The organism is Streptomyces sp. NBC_01463 (assembly GCA_036227345.1).
In the GTDB taxonomy this organism is placed as follows: Bacteria; Actinomycetota; Actinomycetes; order Streptomycetales; family Streptomycetaceae; genus Streptomyces.
The window spans coordinates 5,973,993-5,994,145 of sequence record CP109468.1 but is presented as its reverse complement, the minus strand read 5'-3'; the positions used below and the strand labels follow the sequence as shown (position 1 = coordinate 5,994,145).

The window sequence follows — 20,153 nt, the reverse complement described above, 5'->3', positions numbered from 1 at the left end:
GCGTGCGCCGTGCGGGCGGCTCAGAGCTCGGCGGCCACGAAGCCGCGCAGCCAGGTACGGAAGTCCGGACCCAGGTCCTCGCGCTCGCAGGCCAGTCTGACGATGGCCCGGAGGTAGTCGCCTCGGTCACCGGTGTCGTAGCGGCGGCCGCGGAAGACGACGCCGTGCACCGGACCGCCGACCTTCTCGTCGGCGGCGAGCTGCTGGAGCGCGTCCGTCAGCTGGATCTCGCCGCCCCGGCCCGGCTCCGTCTCGCGCAGCACGCCGAAGACGGCGGGGTCCAGGACGTAGCGTCCGATGACCGCCAGATTGCTGGGGGCGTCCCCGGGCTCCGGCTTCTCGACCAGTCCGGTGACGCGCACGACGTCGTCCTCCGCGGTGGCCTCCACCGCGGCGCAGCCGTACATGTGGATCTGCTCGGGCGCGACCTCCATCAGCGCGACGACGCTGCCGCCCTCGCGCTCCTGGATCTCGGTCATGCGGGCCAGCAGCGGATCGCGCGGGTCGATCAGGTCGTCACCGAGCAGCACGGCGAAGGGCTCGGCGCCCACGTGGGGCTCCGCGCACAGGACGGCGTGGCCGAGGCCCCTGGGGTCGCCCTGCCGGACGTAGTGCATGGTCGCCAGGTCACTGGACTCCTGGACCCGGACCAGCCGCTCGTCGTCGCCCTTGCGGGTCAGCGCCGACTCCAGCTCGTAGTTCCGGTCGAAGTGGTCCTCCAGCGCGCGCTTGTTGCGCCCGGTGATCATCAGGACGTCGTTCAGGCCCGCGGCGGCGGCCTCCTCCACGACGTACTGGATCGCCGGCTTGTCGACCACCGGCAGCATCTCCTTGGGAGTCGCCTTCGTCGCCGGCAGGAACCGGGTACCGAGCCCGGCAGCGGGTATGACGGCCTTCTGGATCTTGTGCATGTACGGGGACTTCCGTGTGGGGTACGGGGACGGCCGGCACCGGAAAGCAGCCGGCCGGCCCCGTGAGGGACCGGCCCGACTGCGTCGCGCGCGGTGCGAGGGTCTGTGCTGAGCCGGCCCGTGGCCGGCTCAGCACAGACCCTGGGTGACTCGAACTCAGCCCTCGTCGGCGGAGGCCGTGACGGACGGGGACTGCTGCTCGGCCGCCACCGTCTTCTTCGCCGCCTTCTTGGCCGTCGTCTTCTTGGCGACGGTCTTCTTGGCAGCCGTCTTCTTGACGGCGGCCTTCTTGGCCGTGGCCTTCTTCGCGGTCTTGCGGGCCGCCTTCTTGGCCGGTGCCGGTTCGGCGTCGGCCTCGGGGGCGGACTCCGGCTCGGCGGCCGGTCCGGAAGCCGTCACCACGACGACCGCGGTGTCCTCGGCACCTGCGGGGGAACCCGCGGGTGCGCTGACCTTGCGGGTCGCACGGCGGCGGGCACGCGGGGGCGCGGCCGGCTCCTCGGCGGGGGCCTCGGTGTGCGGGGCCTCGACGACCGGGTCCTCGGCGGCGACCGGGTCGGCGTCGGACACCGGCTCCTCGACGGCCGGGACCACGACGGGCTCGGCGGCCTGGGCGGGCGAACCCGCCGGGGCGGTCGCCTTGCGGGTCGCCCTGCGGCGTGTACGGCCCTGGGGCGCGTCGGCGACGGGCGCCTCGGCGACCGGTGCTTCAACGACCGGCTCGGGCTCCGGCTCCACGAGGGGCTCCGGTGCCGCGACCGGCTCGGCCACGGGGGCCGGGGCGGACGCCGCCTTCGGAGCACCGGCCGGGGCCGAGGCCTTCCGGGTCGCCCGACGACGGCCACGGCCGCGGCCCGCGGCCGCCTCGGCCTCGGCCGGGCTGCTGTACAGCTCCTCGTCCGGGACGAACTCCGGCTCGGGCAGCGCCAGCGGGGCGGCCACCTCAGCGGCCACCTCGGCCTCGGTCTCCACCTCGGTCTCGGCGACGTGATCGTGCTCGTGGTCCTGCTCGTGACCGTGCTCGTGCTCGTGGTCCTGGCCCGAACCGCCACGGCGCTTCTTGGAACGCTTGCCGTTGCCGCCGCCACCCACCGAGGTGGGCTGCTCCATGTGCACGATGACGCCGCGCCCGTTGCAGTGGACGCAGGTCTCGGAGAAGGACTCCAGCAGACCCTGGCCGACCCGCTTACGGGTCATCTGGACCAGGCCGAGCGAGGTGACCTCGGCGACCTGGTGCTTCGTACGGTCGCGTCCCAGGCACTCCAGGAGCCGTCGCAGCACCAGGTCCCGGTTGGACTCCAGCACCATGTCGATGAAGTCGACGACGACGATGCCGCCGAGGTCGCGCAGCCGCAGCTGACGCACGATCTCCTCGGCCGCCTCCAGGTTGTTCTTGGTGACGGTCTCTTCCAGGTTGCCGCCCTGGCCGGTGAACTTGCCGGTGTTGACGTCGACGACGACCATCGCCTCGGTCTTGTCGATCACCAGCGAGCCGCCGCTCGGCAGGTAGACCTTGCGGTCCAGCGCCTTCATGAGCTGCTCGTCGATCCGGTACGTCGCGAAGATGTCGACCTCGGAGGTCCACCGCGACAGCCGGTCCGTCAGGTCGGGCGCCACGTGCGAGACGTAGCCGTGGATGGTCTCCCACGCCTCGTCGCCGCTGACGATGACCTTGGAGAAGTCCTCGTTGAAGATGTCCCGGACGACCCGGACGGTCATGTCCGGCTCGCCGTAGAGCAGCGTCGGCGCGTTGGAGCTGCCGCTGCTCTTCGACTTCTTCTGGATCTCCTCCCACTGCTGCTGCAGACGCTCGACGTCACGGCGCAGCTCGTCCTCGCTCGCGCCCTCGGCCGCGGTGCGCACGATGACGCCGGCGTCCTCGGGGACGATCTTCTTGAGGATGGTCTTGAGCCGGGCGCGCTCGGTGTCGGGCAGCTTGCGGCTGATCCCGGTCATCGAGCCCTCGGGCACGTAGACGAGGTAGCGGCCGGGCAGCGAGACCTGACTGGTCAGGCGGGCGCCCTTGTGGCCGATCGGGTCCTTCGTCACCTGGACGAGGACGGACTGGCCGGACTTGAGCGCGGTCTCGATGCGGCGCGGCCCGTGGGCCATGCCGAGCGCCTCGAAGTTGACCTCACCGGCGTACAGGACGGCGTTGCGGCCCTTGCCGATGTCGACGAAGGCGGCCTCCATGGACGGCAGGACGTTCTGGACCTTGCCCAGGTAGACGTTGCCGACGTAGCTGGTGGCCTGCTCCTTGTTGACGTAGTGCTCGACGAGCACGTTGTCCTCGAGGACGCCGATCTGGGTGCGCTCGCCGTTCTGGCGGACGACCATGACGCGCTCGACGGCCTCGCGACGGGCGAGGAACTCCGCCTCGGTGATGATCGGAACCCGGCGGCGGCCCTGCTCGCGGCCCTCGCGGCGGCGCTGCTTCTTGGCCTCCATACGGGTCGAGCCCTTGATGGACTGGACCTCGTCGAAGCCGGTGCCGGGCTCGCGCTCGGCCTCCTTCTTGCGGGGCTCGCGGACCTTCACGACGGTGCGCTCGGGGTCGTCCGTGCCGTTCTCGGCGTCGGACGAGGCGTCACCGCTGCGACGGCGGCGGCGCCGGCGCCGACGGCTGCTGCTCGACCCGGAGGCCCCGGAGTCGTTGTCGTCCTGCTCGTCGTCGCCCTCGTCCTCGGACTCCTGAGCACCCTCGTGCTCGTCATCGGAGTGGTCGGCGGAGTCGTCGGCGTGCTGCTCGGCGGCGTCGTCCTCGGCGGACTCGCCGCGACGGCGGCGACGGCCACCACGACGGCGCCTGCGCGACGGGCGGTCGCCGTACTCGTCGGTGTCCTCCCCGTCCTGCTCGGCGTCGCTCTCGCCCGAGGGCTCGTGCTCGTCCTCGGCCTGCTCCTCCACGGGGGCGGCGGCCGGGGCGGGCGCGACGGGCTCGGCTTCGGCGGCCTCACCGCGACGGCGACGGCGGCGGCGCGAACCGCCCTGCGGCGCGGCCTCGGCGGGGGCGGCGGCCGGGGCGGCCTGGGCCTGCTCCTCGGCCGTACCGATCTCGTCCTCGGGCTCCTCGTCGTGCGCGACGGGGGGCTGCGCGGCGGCGGCAGCGGCGGCCGTCTCCGGGGTCTGGAACATCGGCTCGGCGAAGACCGGCGCCTGGAACACGGCGACGGCGGGGCGCTCGGCGCGGCGGCTGCGGCGCGCGGGCTCCTCGACCTTGCCGGTGAACTCGGGGCGGCCGGCGGCGGCGGTGGCACGGCGGCGCTGACGGCCGCGCGGGGCGGCCTCCTCGACCTCGGCGGTCTCGGCGGCCAGCTCCTCGACGGCTGCCTCGGGCAGGCTCTCGCCGCTCTGGACCTCGGTGCGCTCCTCCGCGGCCTCGGTGACCTGCGGGGCGCCCGCGGGGGAGGTCGCCTTGCGCGACGCACGGCGACGGCCGCGCGGGGCCTCGACGGGCTCGGCGGCTTCGGCGGGCCCGTCCGCCTCGATGGCCTCGGCCGGCTGCGCCGGCTCGGCGGCGGGCTCGGTCCGGGTGGCCTGGGGCGCACCGGCGGGCGCGGAGGCCCTGCGGCGGGTGCGGCCACGCGGCGCCTCGGCGACGGGCTCGGCCACGACGGGCTCGACGGCCTCGGCCGCGACGGTCTCCTCGACGATCTCGGCCACCTCGGCGGCCTGCGGTGCACCGGCGGGGGCGGTGGCCTTGCGGGAGGCACGACGACGACGCGGCGCCTCGACAGGCTCCACAGCCTCCTCCTCGACCGGCGCGGCAGCCGCCACGACCGGCTCGACGACCTCGACGGTCTCGGCGGCCTGCGGCGCACCCGCCGGGGCGGTGGCCTTGCGGGAGGCACGACGACGACGCGGCGCCTCGACCGGCTCCACAGCCTCCTCCTCGACCGGCGCGGCAGCCGCGACAACCGGCTCGACGACCTCGACGGTCTCGGCGGCCTGCGGCGCGCCGGCGGGGGCGGTGGCCTTGCGGACGGCGCGGCGGCGGGCGCGGACCGGCGGTGCGGCCTCGGCCTCGGTGGTGTTCTCGGTGCTGGTTTCCGACACTCCGGCGTCAACGGCCGGTATGGCCGGCGCCTCGGCTCCGGCAGCCTGTGCGCCCGTCGTGGGCGGGCCGGCCGGGCGGGACGCGGCGCGGCGCCTGCGGCGCGGCGGCAGCTTGTCCCCGGGGGTGTTGTTGTCTTCTGCGTTCCCGGTCGTGCCGGGTTCGGTGGGCTCGAGCATGCGGGCGGTTCTCCCGTCGCGCTCCCGGGCGCCGCGCCTGATTCCGGTCCGGCACGGTCCGCATGTGTACGCGGTACCGCCGTCCGGGGCGCGGGCGCCGCACGGGAGCTGAATGTCTGGCTCGCCGGTTCCGTACGCGTTGTGCGCACGGCCTGGCGAAAGTCTTATGGGTCAGCGCGCGGCCCGGCCCAGGTGGCTCCCGAGTCCGAGGGCTGCGCTACAACGACCGCCTTACGCGGAACCTGCACCATCCGGCGCCGTCGCGACGGCGGTCCCGGCGGCCGTGGGTAGAGCGGCCGGGGCTGCCTCGCGGTCGGGCGCGAGCGGGTCGGTCACCGTGCCGGACTCCTCGTCGAAGAGCCCCTGCGCCAGCCTGGTCACCGCTGCGGGGACCGGCGGCGCCAGGTCGGCCACAACGCGGAGACCGGACAGGACGTCGTCAGGCCGTACGGCAGGTGTCACGTGCCGAACAACCAGCCGCAGTATCGCACAGGCCTTGTCCCCGGGCCTATCAGGCTGATGATCAAGGGCCTGCAGGTCGACCACGGCGGACCGGGCGTCGAAGGTCCTCATGCCGTTCTTGGTACGGCGCTCGACCTCGACGCTCTCCGCCGCGTTGAACGCGGCGACGGCCTTCCCGGCTTCCTCCACGGTGACCCCGTCCAGCCGCAGCTCCCAGACGGAGGCGGTCAGCCGGTCGGCGAGGCCCGAGGTGCGGGCCTCGACGGCGTCGGTGATGTCGAGGCCGTCCGGCAGCGAGTCGTTGAGCAGCTCGCGCAGGACGTCCGGATCACGCGCCTCGGTGAGGGCGATCTCCAGGAACTCGGCCTCGCTGCCCGTGCCGGTGGGTGCGGCATTGGCGTACGACACCTTGGGGTGCGGGGTGAAGCCCGCCGAGTAGGCCATGGGCACCTCGGAGCGGCGCAGCGCCCGCTCGAAGGCACGCTGGAAGTCTCGATGACTGGTGAACCGGAGGCGGCCGCGCTTGGTGTAGCGCAGTCGGATGCGCTGCACTGCCGGTGCGGGCGGCGGGCCTTCGGGCTGTCGCTTGCCCAGTGGTTCTTCTCCTCGGTGCGGGGCGGACGCGGTGGCACGCCGCCCTCGAAATACGGGTGGCCCCGGGGTGTCCGGTCCGGCTCACCCCTGCGGGAAGGATTTCTCCTTGAGCAGGGAGATCTCTGGTTCGGGCGCCGCGCTGGGCACAGTCGTTGTACTACCCAGAGTACGCGCAAGAGGCCTCACCGGTTCCCGGGGCTCGACTTCCCGCGGCCCGCCGACCAGTGCCCGCCAGGCGTCCCGCCGGGCCTGGCGGACGGTTTCACGTGCCGCGTCGAGTGCCTGCCGCACCGTCCGGCCCACCGCGCGGGCGGCCCGTCCGGCCGGGGCCAGAACGTCATCGCGCAGGAAATGCCCGACCGGGGTGCATACGTTGCGATAGACCCAGCTCACCGGCGCCCCGACCAGGTGCCACGCCAGCCAGGCCAGCGCCCGCCCGACGACCCGTGAGATGTATCCGGCGACGCGCCAGGCGACGCCGACCGCGGCGGCGATCTCCCGGCAGACGGGGGTGATGATCCGCCGGTACACCCAGACCACCGGAGTGACGAGCAGCACGGTGAGCAGCCACCGGAGGGCGGCCCACAGGCCCCGGCAGCCGGCCCCGATGCCTCGGGCCAGCAGGTCGAGGGACCAGGCGATGCCGTGGCCCAGCGGGGTGAGCAGTTCCCGGTACGTCCACGCCAGCGGCAGCACGACCAGGTGCTCCGCCAGCCAGCCGGCGGCCAGCCCCAGGGGCTTCAGGACGTACCGCCACAGGAGGACCACCGGCATGACGAGGACGACGGTGAACAGCCACCCGAGCGCCTTGGCGACGCCGCGTCCGGCCGGGAGCAGCAGCGCCCGCCAGACCCACCTCAGCCCGTGCCCGGCCGGGGTGAGGACCCGTGCGTACAGCCACTCCAGCGGCACCACGATCCCGTACCGCCAGACGGGCACCGCGACATACCGCCACAGCGCCACCCACGGCCACACGAACACCGCGGCGGCCAGCCATCGCAGCCCGTGCCCGAGCGGGGTCAGCACCGACCGCCACAGCCACCGGGCCGGCACCGCCACCAGCACCTCGAAGAGCCACGCCAGCGCACGCCCCAGCGGGCGCAGCAGGATGCGGTCGGCGGCACGGGCGCCCGCGGCCAGGGCGTCCCACACCATCCGCACCGGCAGGACGAGGACGAGGACGACGATCCTCACCGGAATCCTGACGAGCGTGGTCAGACAGCCGTCACCGCCCTCGTAGTGCACGGGCGCCTGATGCTTTCCGTATTCCATGCACCTCATGACGCGAAGGCCCGTCCGGGGGTTTCCCGGACGGGCCTTCGTCATCGAGCTGTCACCCGGCCGGAGCCGGACGGTGTCATGTCACCGGCAGAACTACTTCACGACCGTCAGCGGCAGGAGCTTCTTGCCGGTCGGGCCGACCTGGATCTCCGTCTGCATCGCGGGGCACACACCGCAGTCGAAGCACGGCGTCCAGCGGCAGTCCTCGACCTCGGTCTCGTCGAGCGAGTCCTGCCAGTCCTCCCAGAGCCAGTCCTTGTCGAGACCGGAGTCGAGGTGGTCCCAGGGCAGGACCTCCTCGTACGTCCGCTCGCGCGTGGTGTACCAGTCGACGTCCACGCCGAAGGCGGGCAGCGTCTTCTCGGCGTTCCGCATCCACAGGTCGTAGCTGAAGTACTCGCGCCAGCCGTCGAACCGGCCGCCGTCCTCGTAGACGGCGCGGATGACGGAGCCGACCCGGCGGTCGCCGCGGGAGAGCAGGCCCTCGACGATGCCGGGCTTGCCGTCGTGGTAGCGGAAGCCGATCGAGCGGCCGTACTTCTTGTCGCCGCGGATCTTGTCCCGGAGCTTGGTCAGCCGGGCGTCGGTCTCCTCGGCGCTGAGCTGCGGGGCCCACTGGAAGGGGGTGTGCGGCTTGGGCACGAAGCCGCCGATGGAGACGGTGCAGCGGATGTCGTTCTGCCCGGAGACCTCGCGGCCCTTGGCGATGACGTTGACCGCCATGTCGCCGATCTGCAGGACGTCCTCGTCGGTCTCGGTGGGCAGGCCGCACATGAAGTACAGCTTCACCTGGCGCCAGCCGTTGCCGTACGCGGTGGAGACCGTGCGGATCAGGTCCTCCTCCGAGACCATCTTGTTGATGACCTTGCGCATGCGCTCGGAGCCGCCCTCGGGGGCGAAGGTGAGACCGGAGCGGCGGCCGTTGCGGGTCAGCTCGTTGGCCAGGTCCACGTTGAACGCGTCGACGCGGGTGGAGGGCAGCGAGAGGCCGACCTTGTCCTCGGTGTAGCGGTCCGCGAGGCCCTTGGCGATCTCACCGATCTCGGTGTGGTCCGCGGAGGAGAGCGAGAGCAGGCCCACTTCCTCGAAGCCGGTCGCCTTGAGGCCCTTCTCCACCATCTCGCCGATGCCGGTGATGCTTCGCTCCCGCACGGGGCGCGTGATCATGCCGGCCTGGCAGAAGCGGCAGCCGCGGGTGCAGCCGCGGAAGATCTCCACGGACATCCGCTCGTGGACGGTCTCGGCGAGCGGGACCAGGGGCTGCTTGGGGTAGGGCCACTCGTCGAGGTCCATGACCGTGTGCTTGGACACGCGCCACGGCACGCCCGACTTGTTCGGCACCATGCGGCCGATGCGGCCGTCCGGGAGGTACTCCACGTCGTAGAAGCCGGGGACGTACACCCCACCGGTCCTCGCGAGGCGGAAGAGCACCTCCTCGCGGCCGCCGGGGCGGCCCTCGGCCTTCCAGGCGCGGACGATCTCGGTGATCTCCAGGACCGCCTGCTCGCCGTCGCCGATGACCGCGCAGTCGATGAACTCCGCGATCGGCTCGGGGTTGAACGCGGCGTGGCCGCCCGCGAGCACGATCGGGTCGTCGAGGCCGCGGTCCTTGGCGGACAGCGGGATGCCGGCCAAGTCCAGGGCCGTGAGCATGTTGGTGTAGCCGAGCTCGGTGGAGAAGCTCAGCCCGAAGACGTCGAACGCCTTGACCGGCCGGTGGGCGTCCACGGTGAACTGCGGCACCTTGTGCTCACGCATCAGGGCCTCGAGGTCCGGCCAGACGCTGTAGGTGCGCTCGGCGAGGACGCCCTGGCGCTCGTTGAGTACCTCGTAAAGGATCATGACGCCCTGGTTGGGGAGTCCGACCTCGTACGCGTCGGGGTACATGAGAGCCCAGCGGACGTCGCATTCGTCCCACGGTTTGACGGTGGAGTTCAGCTCACCGCCGACGTACTGGATGGGCTTCTGCACATGCGGGAGCAGAGCTTCGAGCTGTGGGAAGACCGAATCGACAGACATCGCGAACTTTCGAGAGCTGGCAGGGGTGACCATCCAGCGTACCGCGCTGCTCAGCCTCCCGGCGCCGCACGGATCCACGCCCGGAACTACGGCCGGATCTCCGCCCGGGAGGCCTTGGCCCACACGCCGGGCAGTTCCCGCTCGCGCGCCCGGGCCGTCGCCTCCTCCCGTCCGTACAGCAGTCCCCAGGTGAACGAGGCCTCCCCCGCCGCGTGCGCCTGGACGGCGAGGACGCGCAGGGCGTCCCGGGCGACCACGCTGTCCTGGTGGTCGCCGAGCACGCTCTGGACGGCCTTCAGCCGCTTGGCGGACTTGCGGGCAGGTTTCCCGAGTGCGGGACGGGCCGCCTCCGCCGCGTACCGCGCGCGCTTCGCCGCCTTGCGCGCGTCGTGCAGGGCGAGGTCGCGGTCCGGTCCCGGCGGAAGGGCGGCTGCCCGGCCGATGCGGGCGGCCAGGCGCCGGTGGTCCTTGTGCACGGCCCGGGCGAGCACCTTGCCCGGCGGGGCGGCGGCGGCGGCCGGCAGCAGGGGCGGGTCGGCGAGGAGCGTGTCCAGGGCGTGCAGCAGCGCCAGGTAGCGGGCGCCGTCGAGCACGGCGACGGTCCGCCGGCGGGAGCCGCTGCGCCTGGCCACCGACCACACCTTCAGCCGCGCACGGACCGGGCCGAGGACCAGGGTGCGCGGCAGCGCGTCGAGCCGGGCGAGCAGCCGCGCGTCGAGGACCTCCTGGTCACGGTCGACACCGAGCTCCCCCGCGAGCCACTTCAGTTCATCGCCGACGGGTCCGGTGACGCTCCGGTCGAGGACCTTGCGGTACGTCCGCAGAGCGCTGCGCAGCCGCCGGGTGGCGACCCGCATGCGGTGCACGGAGTCGGGCAGCCCCCGGCGGACGGCCGGGTCGAGGGCGACGATCGCGGTGACCTGACGGCGTACGTAGGCGAGCACGTGGTCCCCCGCGGTGCCCGGGGGCGCGACGGGCTCGCGCCGCCGCTCCTTCTTCGGCGCGGTCTCCGCGAGGGCACGGGAGAGTTTGGAGGGGGACGCGGAGGGCCGTATCCCGGCCTTGCGCAGCCGCTTCTCGACGGCGTCGAGGAAGGCCGGGTCCCCGTCGTCGGCGAGCTCGACCTCGATCTCGGTCCAGGCGGTGCTGCGGCGGCCGCCGTGCAGCCGCTCGGCCCGCACCTCGTCCACGCTCAGTTCGGCCAGGGGCACCCCGTCCGCCCCGCTGAGCAGGTGGACGTCGCGGGCGGAGCGGAGCCGTACGACGGGGACGACGGCGGCGTCCCTGACCCGGGAGCGGATCAGCGCGGCGAGGGCGGGCGGCAGGGTGTCGGAGAGCGGGGCGCCGATCTCGTCGCGGATGCCGGAGGCCACCGGGAGCTTCAGATGCCACCCGGCGTCGTCCCCGCCGGTGCGGCGGCGCAGGGTCAGGGAGCCGGCCGCGAGCCGGAAGTCCTCGGTGTCGTAGTAGACGGCGTCGAGTTCCATGACGCCCCGGTGTTCGACGGCCGCGACCCCGGCCACCCGGCCGAGGTCGGGCAGCCGGGTGGTGCCGGTGGCTTCGTACTTACGCTCGATCTCACGCTTCGAGTCCGCCATGAATCGAATCTAGACGTGATGTCCGCGCATGGGCAGTGGGCCTGCCACGGCTCACGCCGACATCGGCCGCTGCACCCTGATCGACTGCAGCAGCCCGATCGCCACCCAGACGGCGAACATCGAGGACCCTCCGTACGAGACGAACGGCAGGGGCAGTCCGGCGACCGGCATGATGCCGAGCGTCATGCCGATGTTCTCGAAGGCCTGGAAGGCGAACCAGGCGATGATCCCGGCGGCGACGATCGTGCCGTACAGCTCGGTGGTCTCCCGGGCGATGCGGCAGGCACGCCACAGGACGACGCCGAGCAGGACGAGGATCAGTCCCGCGCCGAGGAAGCCCAGTTCCTCACCGGCGACGGTGAAGACGAAGTCGGTCTGCTGCTCGGGGACGAACTGGCCGGTGGTCTGCGTGCCCTGGAAGAGGCCGGTGCCGGAGAGGCCGCCCGAGCCGATCGCGATGCGGGCCTGGTTGGTGTTGTAGCCGACTCCGGCCGGGTCGAGCGCCGGGTTGGCGAAGGCCGCGAAGCGGGCGATCTGGTAGTCGTCGAGCAGCCCGAGCTGCCAGATGGCGACGGCTCCGGCGGCGCCCGCGCCGAGGATGCCGAAGATCCAGCGGTTCGACGCCCCGGAGGCCAGCAGTACGCCGAGCACGATGACGACCATGACCATCACGGAGCCGAGGTCCGGCATCCCCATGACGACGGCCATCGGGAGCGCCGCGAGGCCGAGGGCCTTGGCGACGGTGCGGTGGTCGGGGTGCAGCTGGTCGCCCGCGTCGACGCGTTCGGCGAGCAGCATCGCCATGCCGAGAATAATCGTGATCTTGGTGAACTCGGAGGGCTGCAGGGAGAAGCCGCCGGGCAGCAGGATCCAGGCGTGGGCGCCGTTGACGGTGGCGCCCAGCGGGGTGAGGACCGCCATCACGAGGAGGACGGACAGCCCGTAGAGGATCGGCACCGCGCCGCGCAGGGTGCGGTGGCCGAGCCAGATCGTGCCGACCATCAGGGCGAAGCCGATGCCCGTGTTGAGGGCGTGGCGGAAGAGGAAGTAGTACGGATCGCCGTGGGTGAGCGAGTCGCGTCCCCGGGTCGCCGAGTAGACGAGCAGCGAGCCGATGAACGAGAGCGCGACGGCCGAGCCGAGGAGCGGCCAGTCGAGGCGGCGCACGACGGAGTCACGGGCGGTGAGCCTGCCCCAGGCCCCGCGGTCGGGGGCGTAGCGCTGGACGGAGAAACCGGCCATCAGTCACGCCTCCCCAGCACCGCTGCCAGCGTCTGCTCGCCCGGCGGCTTCTGCGACTCGGGGTCGTAGGGCTTGACCTTCGGGGCGTCGATGGTGCCGTCCGTCTGGATCTTCGGCAGGGACTTCTGCGGCGCCGGCAGCAGGGCCTTCTTGAGGTCCTGCTTGCCCGAGGCGTCGAGGCCGTAGAGCGCGTTGTAGATGTTGCGGACGGCGGGCCCGGACGCTCCGGAACCCGTACCGCCCTGGGAGATCGTCATGACGATCGAGTAGTCCTTGGTGTACGTGGCGAACCAGGAGGTCGTCTGCTTGCCGTAGACCTCGGCCGTGCCCGTCTTGGCGTGCATCGGGATCTTGTCCTGCGGCCAGCCGCCGAATCGCCAGGCGGCGGAGCCGCGGGTCGCGACACCCGCGAGGGCTTCGTCTATTTCGTTGCGCGTCTTCTTGGTGAAGGGCAGCTTGCCGTGCGACTTCGGCTCGATCTCCTCGACCGTCCTGCCGTCGCCGCTGACGATCGCCTTGCCGACGGTGGGGTCGTAGAGCGTGCCGCCGTTGGAGATGGCCGCGTAGATGGTCGCCATCTGGATCGGGGTGACGAGGGTGTCGCCCTGGCCGATCGAGTAGTTGACGGAGTCACCGGCGCGCATCTTGTCGCCTTCGAGGCAGTTCTCGTACGCGATCTGCTCGACGTACGTGCCGCCCTTCTTGCCCTGCTTGCACCAGGCGTCGTGGTTGGCCTTGGCGAAGTTCTTCTTCCACTCACGGTCCGGGACCCGGCCGCTGACCTCGTTGGGGAGGTCGATGCCGGTCTCCTTGCCGAGACCGAACTGGTGGGCGGTCTTGTAGAACCAGTCGTTGGGCTTCTTCTTGGGGCTGTTGCCGCCGTCCTTCTGCCACTCCTTGTGCGCGATGCCGTAGTACACGGTGTCGCAGGAGACCTCCAGGGCGCGGCCGATGGTGATGTTGCCGTAGCCCTGGGACTCGAAGTTCTTGAAGGTCTGGCCGCCGATGGAGTACGAGCTGGGGCAGGGGTAGTTGCCGTCGAAGGGGTATCCGGCGTTGACCGCGGCGGTCGAGGAGATGACCTTGAAGATGGAGCCGGGGGCGGCCTGGCCCTGGATGGCCCGGTTCAGCAGCGGGAAGTTGGAGTTCTTGCCCGTCAGCTTCGCGTAGTCCTTGCCGGAGATGCCGCCGACCCAGGCGTTCGGGTCGTAGCTGGGCAGCGAGGCCATGGAGACGACCCGGCCGGTCTTGGCCTCCATGACGACGACGGCGCCGGAGTCGGCCTTGTAGTTCGTACCGGTGTTGGTGTCGAACTCCTTGCGGGCCGTCTTCATGGCCTGGTTGAGCTCGTACTCGGCGACGGCCTGCACCCGGGCGTCGATGGAGGTGACGACGCTCGCGCCGGCCTCGGCCTTGTCGTTCTTGGCCTGGCCGATGACCCGGCCGAGGTTGTCGACCTCGTAGCGGGTGACGCCCGCCTTGCCGCGCAGTTCCTTGTCGTACGTGCGCTCCAGGCCGGAGCGGCCGACCTGGTCGGAGCGCAGGTAGGGCGAGTCGCTGTCCTGGGCCTTGGTGATCTCGTCGTCCGTGACGGGCGAGAGGTAGCCGAGGACCTGGGCGGTGTTCGCCTTGCCGGGCGCGGCGTAGCGGCGGACGGCGGTGGGCTCGGCGGTGATGCCGGGGAAGTCCTCGGCGCGCTCACGGATCTGGAGGGCCTGCTGGGTGGTGGCCTCGTCGGTGACGGGGATCGGCTGGTAGGGCGAGCCGTTCCAGCAGGGCTGCGGGGTCTTCGCGTCGCAGAGCCGGACCTTGTCGATGACGTCCTTCGGCTTCATGTCGAGGACTTCGGCGAGCCGGGTCAGGACGGCCTGGCCGTCGTCGTCCATCTTCAGCAGCTCGGTGCGGCTGGCGGAGACGACGAGGCGGGTCTCGTTGTCGGCGAGCGGCACACCGCGCGCGTCGAGGATGGAGCCGCGGGCGGCGGGCTGGACGACCTGCTGGACGTGGTTGTTCTTCGCCTCGTCCGAGTACTCCTGGCCGTTGCGGATCTGGAGGTACCAGAGGCGGCCGCCGAGGGTGAGCAGCAGGGAGAAGACGAGGACCTGGATGACGATGAGGCGGATCTGGACCCGCTGGGTCCGGCCCGTCTCGGGGATGTTGCTCACGGGGCGCCCCCGGTGGTGGTCGGGCTGGGGACGCGGTGGGCGGTCCCCGGGCAATGCAGGGTCACAGTCGCTTGACTCCCTTGATCCGTCCGGCGCGTGCGGCGCGGTTGCGGGCGGCCTTGACGCGCAGTCCGCCGCGCTGGCTGCCGATCCGCAGCCCGGTGCCCGCGGCGAGCCAGCCGGCCGCGACGTCGCCCCGGCCGGAGGAGGACTCGGTGAGCGGGTCGTTCACCGTGCGTCTGGCGATCGCCATGATCAGCGGGACGGTGAACGGGGCGAGGAGCAGGTCGTAGACGGCCGCGGTGAACAGCAGGCTGCCCAGACCCACATGGCGGGCCGCCGTGTCACCGACGAGGGCGCCGACGCCCGCGTACAGCAGGGTCGAGCCGATGGCCGCGGCGACGACCACGGCCATCGGCAGGAACGCGGACTTGAGCTGGCCGTTCTCCGGCCGGGCCAGTCCGGCGAGGTAGCCGATGACGCACAGGACCAGGGCGTAGCGCCCCGCGGCGTGGTCCGCCGGGGGTGCCAGGTCGGCGAGGAGACCCGCACCGAAGCCGATGAGGGCCCCGCTGACGTGCCCGTACACGAAGGCCAGGCCGAGGACGACCATGAGCAGCAGATCGGGTACGGCGCCGGGGAGCTGGAGCCGGGCGAGGACGGAGACCTGGACGACGAGGGCGATCACGACCAGAACGATGGAGAGCAGAGTCCGGTTGACGTGCATGGGGATCAGCTCTACCTCTGTTCGTTTACCGCGTTGTCGGCGTTCGGTGTGGCGTTCCCGCTGGGGCTCGGGCTGCCGCTGGGGTCCGCGCTCTCGTGGATGTTCCCGACGACGTTGCCGTTGGTGTCGACGAGGTCGCCGTTGGGCGAGATGGTGACGGTGACGGTCGGGGTGGGCTTCGGCTTGGCCGCCTTGACGGGCTTCTTCGGCAGGACCGTGTCGCGGGGGTCCTCGCGCGGTGCCTGGACGACGATGCCGACGATGTCGAGCTTGGTGAAGCCGACGTACGGCTGGACGTAGACCGTTCGGGTCAGGTCGCCGCCGGACGGGTCGACCCGGACGACCTCGCCGACCGGGACGCCGGGCACGAACGGCTTGTCCTTGCTGGACCCGAACGTGACGAGGCGGTCGCCCTTCTTCACCTTGGCCTTGCCGTTCAGGAACTGGACGGACAGCGGGCGCGAGCCCTGGCCGGTGGCGAAGCCGAGTTCGTCGGTGGACTCCATCCGGGTGCCGACGGTGAAGTCGGGGTCGTTGGCCAGGAGCACCGTCGCGGTGTCCGGGCCGACGGTGGTGACGCGGCCGACGAGTCCGTCACCGTTGAGTACGGTCATGTCGCGCTTGAGGCCGTCCTTGGAGCCGGCGTCGATGGTGACCGTCCAGGAGAAGCCCTGGGCGGGCCCTATGGCGATGACCTCGGCGGCCTTGATGCCGTACTGGCCGGCATCGGACTTCTTGAGCATCTTGTCGAGCTCGCGGACCCGGCTGCGGTTGCGGTCGTCGCTGCCCAGCCGGGCCTTGAGCTCGGCGTTCTGCTTCTCCAGCGCGGCGATCTTGTCGTGGCGGGTGCCGGAGGCGCGTACCGCCCCTATGGCGTTGCCCACCGGGTCGACGGCTGCCGCCACGCCGTTCTCCACCGGTCCGAAGACCGTGGCGGCGGCCTGCCGGGCGCCGTCCACCGGTGACGCCTCGCCGCCGCGGATGTCCACCGTGATCAGTGCGAATGCGATGGCGATCAGCAGCACCAGGAGCAGCCGGCTCTCTCGTGTGTCCCTCACGTGCGGCGGCCGTGCCTTCCTCGTAGGAATGTTCGTGCCTGTATATCAACGATCCTCCGCGCGGAGCGGCAGCGTCCGCGCGGAGGGCCGTGGAATTTCTAGCGCCGGGGCTGGGCGTCCAGCACCTGCTGGAGCGCCTCGAACTCCTCGACGCACTTGCCGGATCCGAGTGCGACGGAGTCCAGCGGGTCCTCGGCGATGTGGATCGGCATGCCCGTCTCGTGGCGCAGCCGCTCGTCCAGGCCGCGCAGCAGCGCGCCGCCACCGGTCAGGACGATGCCGCGGTCCATGACGTCGCCGGAGAGCTCCGGCGGGCACTTGTCCAGCGTCGTCTTGACCGCGTCGACGATCGCGTTGACCGGCTCCTCGATGGCCTTGCGGACCTCGGTGGCGGAGATGACCACGGTCTTGGGCAGCCCCGAGACGAGGTCGCGGCCCCGGATCTCGGTGTGCTCGTCCTTCTCCAGCTCGAACGCCGAACCGATGGTGATCTTGATCTGTTCGGCGGTGCGCTCACCGAGCAGGAGCGAGTACTCCTTCTTGATGTGCTGGATGATCGCGTTGTCCAGTTCGTCACCGGCGACCCGGATCGACTGGGCAGTGACGATTCCGCCGAGCGAGATGACCGCGACCTCGGTGGTGCCGCCACCGATGTCGACGACCATGTTGCCGGTGGCCTCGTGGACCGGCAGGCCCGAGCCGATGGCCGCCGCCATGGGCTCCTCGATGATGTGCACCTGACGGGCGCCGGCCTGCGTCGACGCCTCGATGACGGCGCGTCGCTCGACCCCGGTGATGCCGGAGGGCACGCAGACGACGACCCGCGGGCGGGCCAGGTAGCGGCGCTTGTGGATCTTCAGGATGAAGTAGCGGAGCATCCGCTCCGTGATCTCGAAGTCGGCGATCACGCCGTCCTTCAGGGGCCGTACGGCAACGATGTTGCCCGGTGTACGGCCGATCATCTTCTTGGCCTCGGCGCCGACCGCGAGGATGCCGCCGGTGTTGGTGTTGATGGCCACGACGGACGGCTCGTTCAGAACGATGCCGCGCCCCCTGACGTACACCAGCGTGTTGGCAGTCCCGAGGTCGATAGCCATGTCACGGCCGATGAACGACATTGAGTTCCCCTTGTTCCCCATGAGGATGCGTCGGGCCTTCCCAAGCGAAAGCGGTGATGGCTTGTTTTGGTAGGCGAGGTGAGCGCTGCGGGCGTGGAAGCTTCCATCGTAGTGCCGGATACACCGACACAGCGCGAGGGTCCTTCGCCATGCTGAGCAGAACGGGTGGCCGTTCCACTCATGGTGACGTTACGTCGGGGTGATGCGTTCCCGCGATCCGGGACCCTATGCCGAAGGGCGACCGAATTACTTCGGTCGCCCCAGGTCATGAGCGCTGTTCGGCTGATCCGAGGTCAGGAAAGTCCCGGAAAGAACAGCTTCATTTCTCGCTCCGCGGACTCCTCGGAGTCCGAGGCGTGGATGAGGTTCTCCCGGGTGATGGTGCCGAAGTCGCCACGGATCGATCCGGGCGCGGCGGCGATCGGGTCGGTGGGACCCGCCAAGGCGCGGACGCCCTCGATGACCCGCTCGCCCTCGGCGACCAGCGCGACGACCGGGCCGGACTGCATGAACTCGACGAGCGGCTCGTAGAACGGGCGCCCGACGTGCTCGGCGTAGTGCTGCTCCAGGGTGGCGCGGTCGAGGGTACGCAGCTCCAGCGCCGTGATCTTCCAGCCGGCCTTGCGCTCGATGCGGCCGACGATTTCGCCGACCAGACCGCGACGGACGGCGTCGGGCTTGAGAAGAACGAGGGTGCGCTGGGTCATGTGCGGCTCCTTGCAGGCATACGGGTGCGGTGAAGCGAGGTTACAGGGGTGCGGTGACGGGCCGGCGCCCGGGTTTGGCCGCCGGGCCGGTACTCCGCATGCCGGGTGTGTCGCGGCCCGGCACCCGGATCAGCCGGCCGGTGTCTGCGCCGCCTCCTGCGCGGCCCACCGGGCCTTCACCTCGTCGATCTTGCGGCCGTAGTGCACCGAGGCCCACCACAGCCCGCCGAAGACCAGTCCGAGGATGAACATCATCGGGACCACGAAGCCGCTGACGACCAGCGCGATCTGGAGCGCCCAGCCAAGCTGTATGCCGCCGGGGCGGGTGATCATCCCGCAGAGCAGCACGGAGAGCAGCATGCCGATGCCGCAGACCGTCCAGACCGTGGCGGACGTCAGGTCGTCGGACTTCATCGCGACGAGTCCGGCGAACCCGATCACGAAGAACTCACCGATCAGCGTCGATGCGCAGAGCGTCCGCATGCCGGTCAGCCCCTTCCCAGAAGCAGCCGGGCCTCGCCGACCGTGATCACGGATCCGGTCACCAGCACCCCGGCGCCCGCGTACTCGTCCTCTTCCTCGGCGAGGGTGATCGCCGCCTCCAGCGCGTCGTCCAGACGGGGCTCCACCTGGACCCGGTCGTTGCCGAAGACCTCGACGGCGACCGCGGCGAGCTCGTCCGCGTCCATCGCGCGGCCGCTGGAGTTCTGGGTGACGACGACCTCGGCGAAGATCGGCTCGAAGGCCTCCAGGAGCCCGCGGACGTCCTTGTCGCCGCTGGCCCCGACCACACCGATCAGCCGGGAGAAGCCGAAGGCCTCGGAGAGCCCCTCGGCGGTGGCGAGGGCGCCGGCCGGGTTGTGCGCGGCGTCCAGGACGACGGTAGGGCTGGAGCGGACGACTTCGAGGCGGCCCGGCGAGATCACCGCGGCGAAGGCCTTGCGGATGATGTCGGCGTCGAGCGATCCGGTCTGCTCGGCTCCGATGCCGAAGAACGCCTCGACGGCGCAGAGCGCCACCACCGCGTTGCGTGCCTGGTGGGCGCCGTACAGCGGAAGGAAGATGTTGTCGTACTCACCGCCGAGACCGCGCAGCGTCAGCAGCTGGCCGCCGACCGCGATCTCCCGGGAGACGACGCCGAACTCCATGCCCTCGCGGGCCACGGTCGCGTCGACCTCGACGGCCTTCTTCAGCATCACCTGGGCGGCGTCGACGGGCTGCTGGGCCAGGATGACCGTCGCGCCCTGCTTGATGATCCCGGACTTCTCCACCGCGATCTCACCGGGCGTGGAGCCCAGCCGGTCGGTGTGGTCCAGGGAGATCGGCGTGACGACGGCGACCGAGGAGTCGATCACGTTGGTCGCGTCCCAGCTGCCGCCCATGCCGACCTCGACGACGGCGACATCGACCGGCGCGTCCGCGAAGGCCGCGTACGCCATGCCGGTGAGCACCTCGAAGAAGGACAGCCGGTAGGGCTGCTGCGCGTCGACCATCTCGACGTACGGCTTGATGTCCTGGTACGTCTCGACGAACCGCTCGGGGTCCATCGGGGAGCCGTCCAGGCTGATCCGCTCGGTGATCGACTGGACGTGCGGCGAGGTGTAGCGGCCGGTCCGCAGGTCGAAGGCGCCGAGCAGGGCCTCGATCATGCGGGCGGTGCTCGTCTTGCCGTTGGTCCCGGTGATGTGGATGGAGGGGTAGGCGCGCTGCGGCTCGCCGAGCACGTCCATCAGCGCGGCGATGCGCGCGACGGACGGCTCCAGCTTGGTCTCGCCCCAGCGCCCGGCGAGCTCCTGCTCCACCGCGCGCAGCGCCTTGTCCACCTCCGGATCGGCGGGGCGGGCGGGGACCTCGTCCCCCTGGGGCGGACCGGAGGCGGCGCGCAGCGTACGGCTCCCGGCCTCGATCACCGCCAGGTCGGGGTCGCGCTGGGTCGCTTCGTCGACGATCTCCGCGAAGGTCTCGTCGGAGTCGGACGCGTCGTGCCGGTCGGAAGGGCGGGGCTCACTCACGGGGCCCAGTCTACGGATGGCCACGG

The 20,153-nt window shown here is 71.4% G+C and carries 14 protein-coding genes; all 14 read right to left on the bottom strand.

All coding sequences use genetic code 11. The annotated features are described in order from the left end of the window. Positions 1 to 20 precede the first annotated feature (20 nt). Complete coding sequence (gene galU, locus OG521_26475; GenBank protein WUW24123.1) at positions 21 to 911, bottom strand: UTP--glucose-1-phosphate uridylyltransferase GalU; 891 nt, start codon at positions 909 to 911, stop codon at positions 21 to 23. 156 nt (positions 912 to 1,067) lie between these two features. Next, entirely contained in the window at positions 1,068 to 5,144 is a 4,077-nt protein-coding gene (locus tag OG521_26470) for an Rne/Rng family ribonuclease (protein WUW24122.1), read from the bottom strand. Between the two features lie 231 nt (positions 5,145 to 5,375). Beyond that, positions 5,376 to 6,158, bottom strand: a complete 783-nt coding sequence (locus OG521_26465) for a TIGR03936 family radical SAM-associated protein (protein ID WUW24121.1) — start codon at positions 6,156 to 6,158, stop codon at positions 5,376 to 5,378. Between the two features lie 123 nt (positions 6,159 to 6,281). Then, positions 6,282 to 7,472: a hypothetical protein gene (locus OG521_26460; protein ID WUW24120.1), complete on the bottom strand. Its 1,191-nt coding sequence runs from the start codon at positions 7,470 to 7,472 to the stop codon at positions 6,282 to 6,284. 102 nt (positions 7,473 to 7,574) lie between these two features. Next, on the bottom strand, positions 7,575 to 9,500 hold the full coding sequence (locus OG521_26455; GenBank protein WUW24119.1) for a TIGR03960 family B12-binding radical SAM protein: 1,926 nt from the start codon (positions 9,498 to 9,500) through the stop codon (positions 7,575 to 7,577). A gap of 86 nt (positions 9,501 to 9,586) precedes the next feature. Further along, positions 9,587 to 11,098, bottom strand: a complete 1,512-nt coding sequence (locus OG521_26450) for a CYTH and CHAD domain-containing protein (GenBank protein WUW24118.1) — start codon at positions 11,096 to 11,098, stop codon at positions 9,587 to 9,589. Between the two features lie 51 nt (positions 11,099 to 11,149). Further along, the gene (gene rodA, locus OG521_26445; GenBank protein WUW24117.1) at positions 11,150 to 12,340 is read right to left on the bottom strand and encodes a rod shape-determining protein RodA; all 1,191 of its coding nucleotides are present in this window, start codon (positions 12,338 to 12,340) and stop codon (positions 11,150 to 11,152) included. Next, a complete protein-coding gene (gene mrdA / locus OG521_26440; protein WUW24116.1) occupies positions 12,340 to 14,505 on the bottom strand; it encodes a penicillin-binding protein 2 in 2,166 nt (721 codons plus the stop codon). The genes rodA and mrdA overlap by 1 nt, the downstream gene beginning before the upstream one ends. A gap of 61 nt (positions 14,506 to 14,566) precedes the next feature. Next, on the bottom strand, positions 14,567 to 15,232 hold the full coding sequence (mreD, locus tag OG521_26435) for a rod shape-determining protein MreD (protein WUW24115.1): 666 nt from the start codon (positions 15,230 to 15,232) through the stop codon (positions 14,567 to 14,569). Positions 15,233 to 15,243: 11 nt separating this feature from the next. Continuing rightward, positions 15,244 to 16,290, bottom strand: a complete 1,047-nt coding sequence (gene mreC, locus OG521_26430; protein ID WUW24114.1) for a rod shape-determining protein MreC — start codon at positions 16,288 to 16,290, stop codon at positions 15,244 to 15,246. Positions 16,291 to 16,388: 98 nt separating this feature from the next. Continuing rightward, positions 16,389 to 17,408: a rod shape-determining protein gene (locus tag OG521_26425; GenBank protein ID WUW24113.1), complete on the bottom strand. Its 1,020-nt coding sequence runs from the start codon at positions 17,406 to 17,408 to the stop codon at positions 16,389 to 16,391. Positions 17,409 to 17,701: 293 nt separating this feature from the next. Then, complete coding sequence (ndk, locus tag OG521_26420; GenBank protein WUW24112.1) at positions 17,702 to 18,115, bottom strand: nucleoside-diphosphate kinase; 414 nt, start codon at positions 18,113 to 18,115, stop codon at positions 17,702 to 17,704. Positions 18,116 to 18,244: 129 nt separating this feature from the next. Next, positions 18,245 to 18,598 (bottom strand): DUF4233 domain-containing protein, encoded by a 354-nt coding sequence (locus tag OG521_26415; protein WUW24111.1) that lies wholly within the window; start codon positions 18,596 to 18,598, stop codon positions 18,245 to 18,247. Positions 18,599 to 18,603: 5 nt separating this feature from the next. Further along, positions 18,604 to 20,127 carry a bifunctional folylpolyglutamate synthase/dihydrofolate synthase gene (locus tag OG521_26410; protein WUW24110.1) on the bottom strand — a complete coding sequence of 508 codons (1,524 nt, stop codon included), beginning with the start codon at positions 20,125 to 20,127 and terminating at the stop codon, positions 18,604 to 18,606. Positions 20,128 to 20,153: the final 26 nt, after the last annotated feature.

Bases quoted from the DNA above. Each gene is read 5' to 3' on its own strand.
- galU (WUW24123.1), bottom strand. From the start codon at position 911: ATGCACAAGATCCAGAAGGCCGTCATACCCGCTGCCGGGCTCGGTACC.
- ndk (WUW24112.1), bottom strand. From the start codon at position 18,115: ATGACCCAGCGCACCCTCGTTCTTCTCAAGCCCGACGCCGTCCGTCGC.
- OG521_26460 (WUW24120.1), bottom strand. From the start codon at position 7,472: ATGGAATACGGAAAGCATCAGGCGCCCGTGCACTACGAGGGCGGTGAC.
- mreD (WUW24115.1), bottom strand. From the start codon at position 15,232: ATGCACGTCAACCGGACTCTGCTCTCCATCGTTCTGGTCGTGATCGCC.
- OG521_26425 (WUW24113.1), bottom strand. From the start codon at position 17,408: ATGTCGTTCATCGGCCGTGACATGGCTATCGACCTCGGGACTGCCAAC.
- OG521_26415 (WUW24111.1), bottom strand. From the start codon at position 18,598: ATGCGGACGCTCTGCGCATCGACGCTGATCGGTGAGTTCTTCGTGATC.
- OG521_26470 (WUW24122.1), bottom strand. From the start codon at position 5,144: ATGCTCGAGCCCACCGAACCCGGCACGACCGGGAACGCAGAAGACAAC.
- OG521_26455 (WUW24119.1), bottom strand. From the start codon at position 9,500: ATGTCTGTCGATTCGGTCTTCCCACAGCTCGAAGCTCTGCTCCCGCAT.
- rodA (WUW24117.1), bottom strand. From the start codon at position 12,340: ATGGCCGGTTTCTCCGTCCAGCGCTACGCCCCCGACCGCGGGGCCTGG.
- OG521_26450 (WUW24118.1), bottom strand. From the start codon at position 11,098: ATGGCGGACTCGAAGCGTGAGATCGAGCGTAAGTACGAAGCCACCGGC.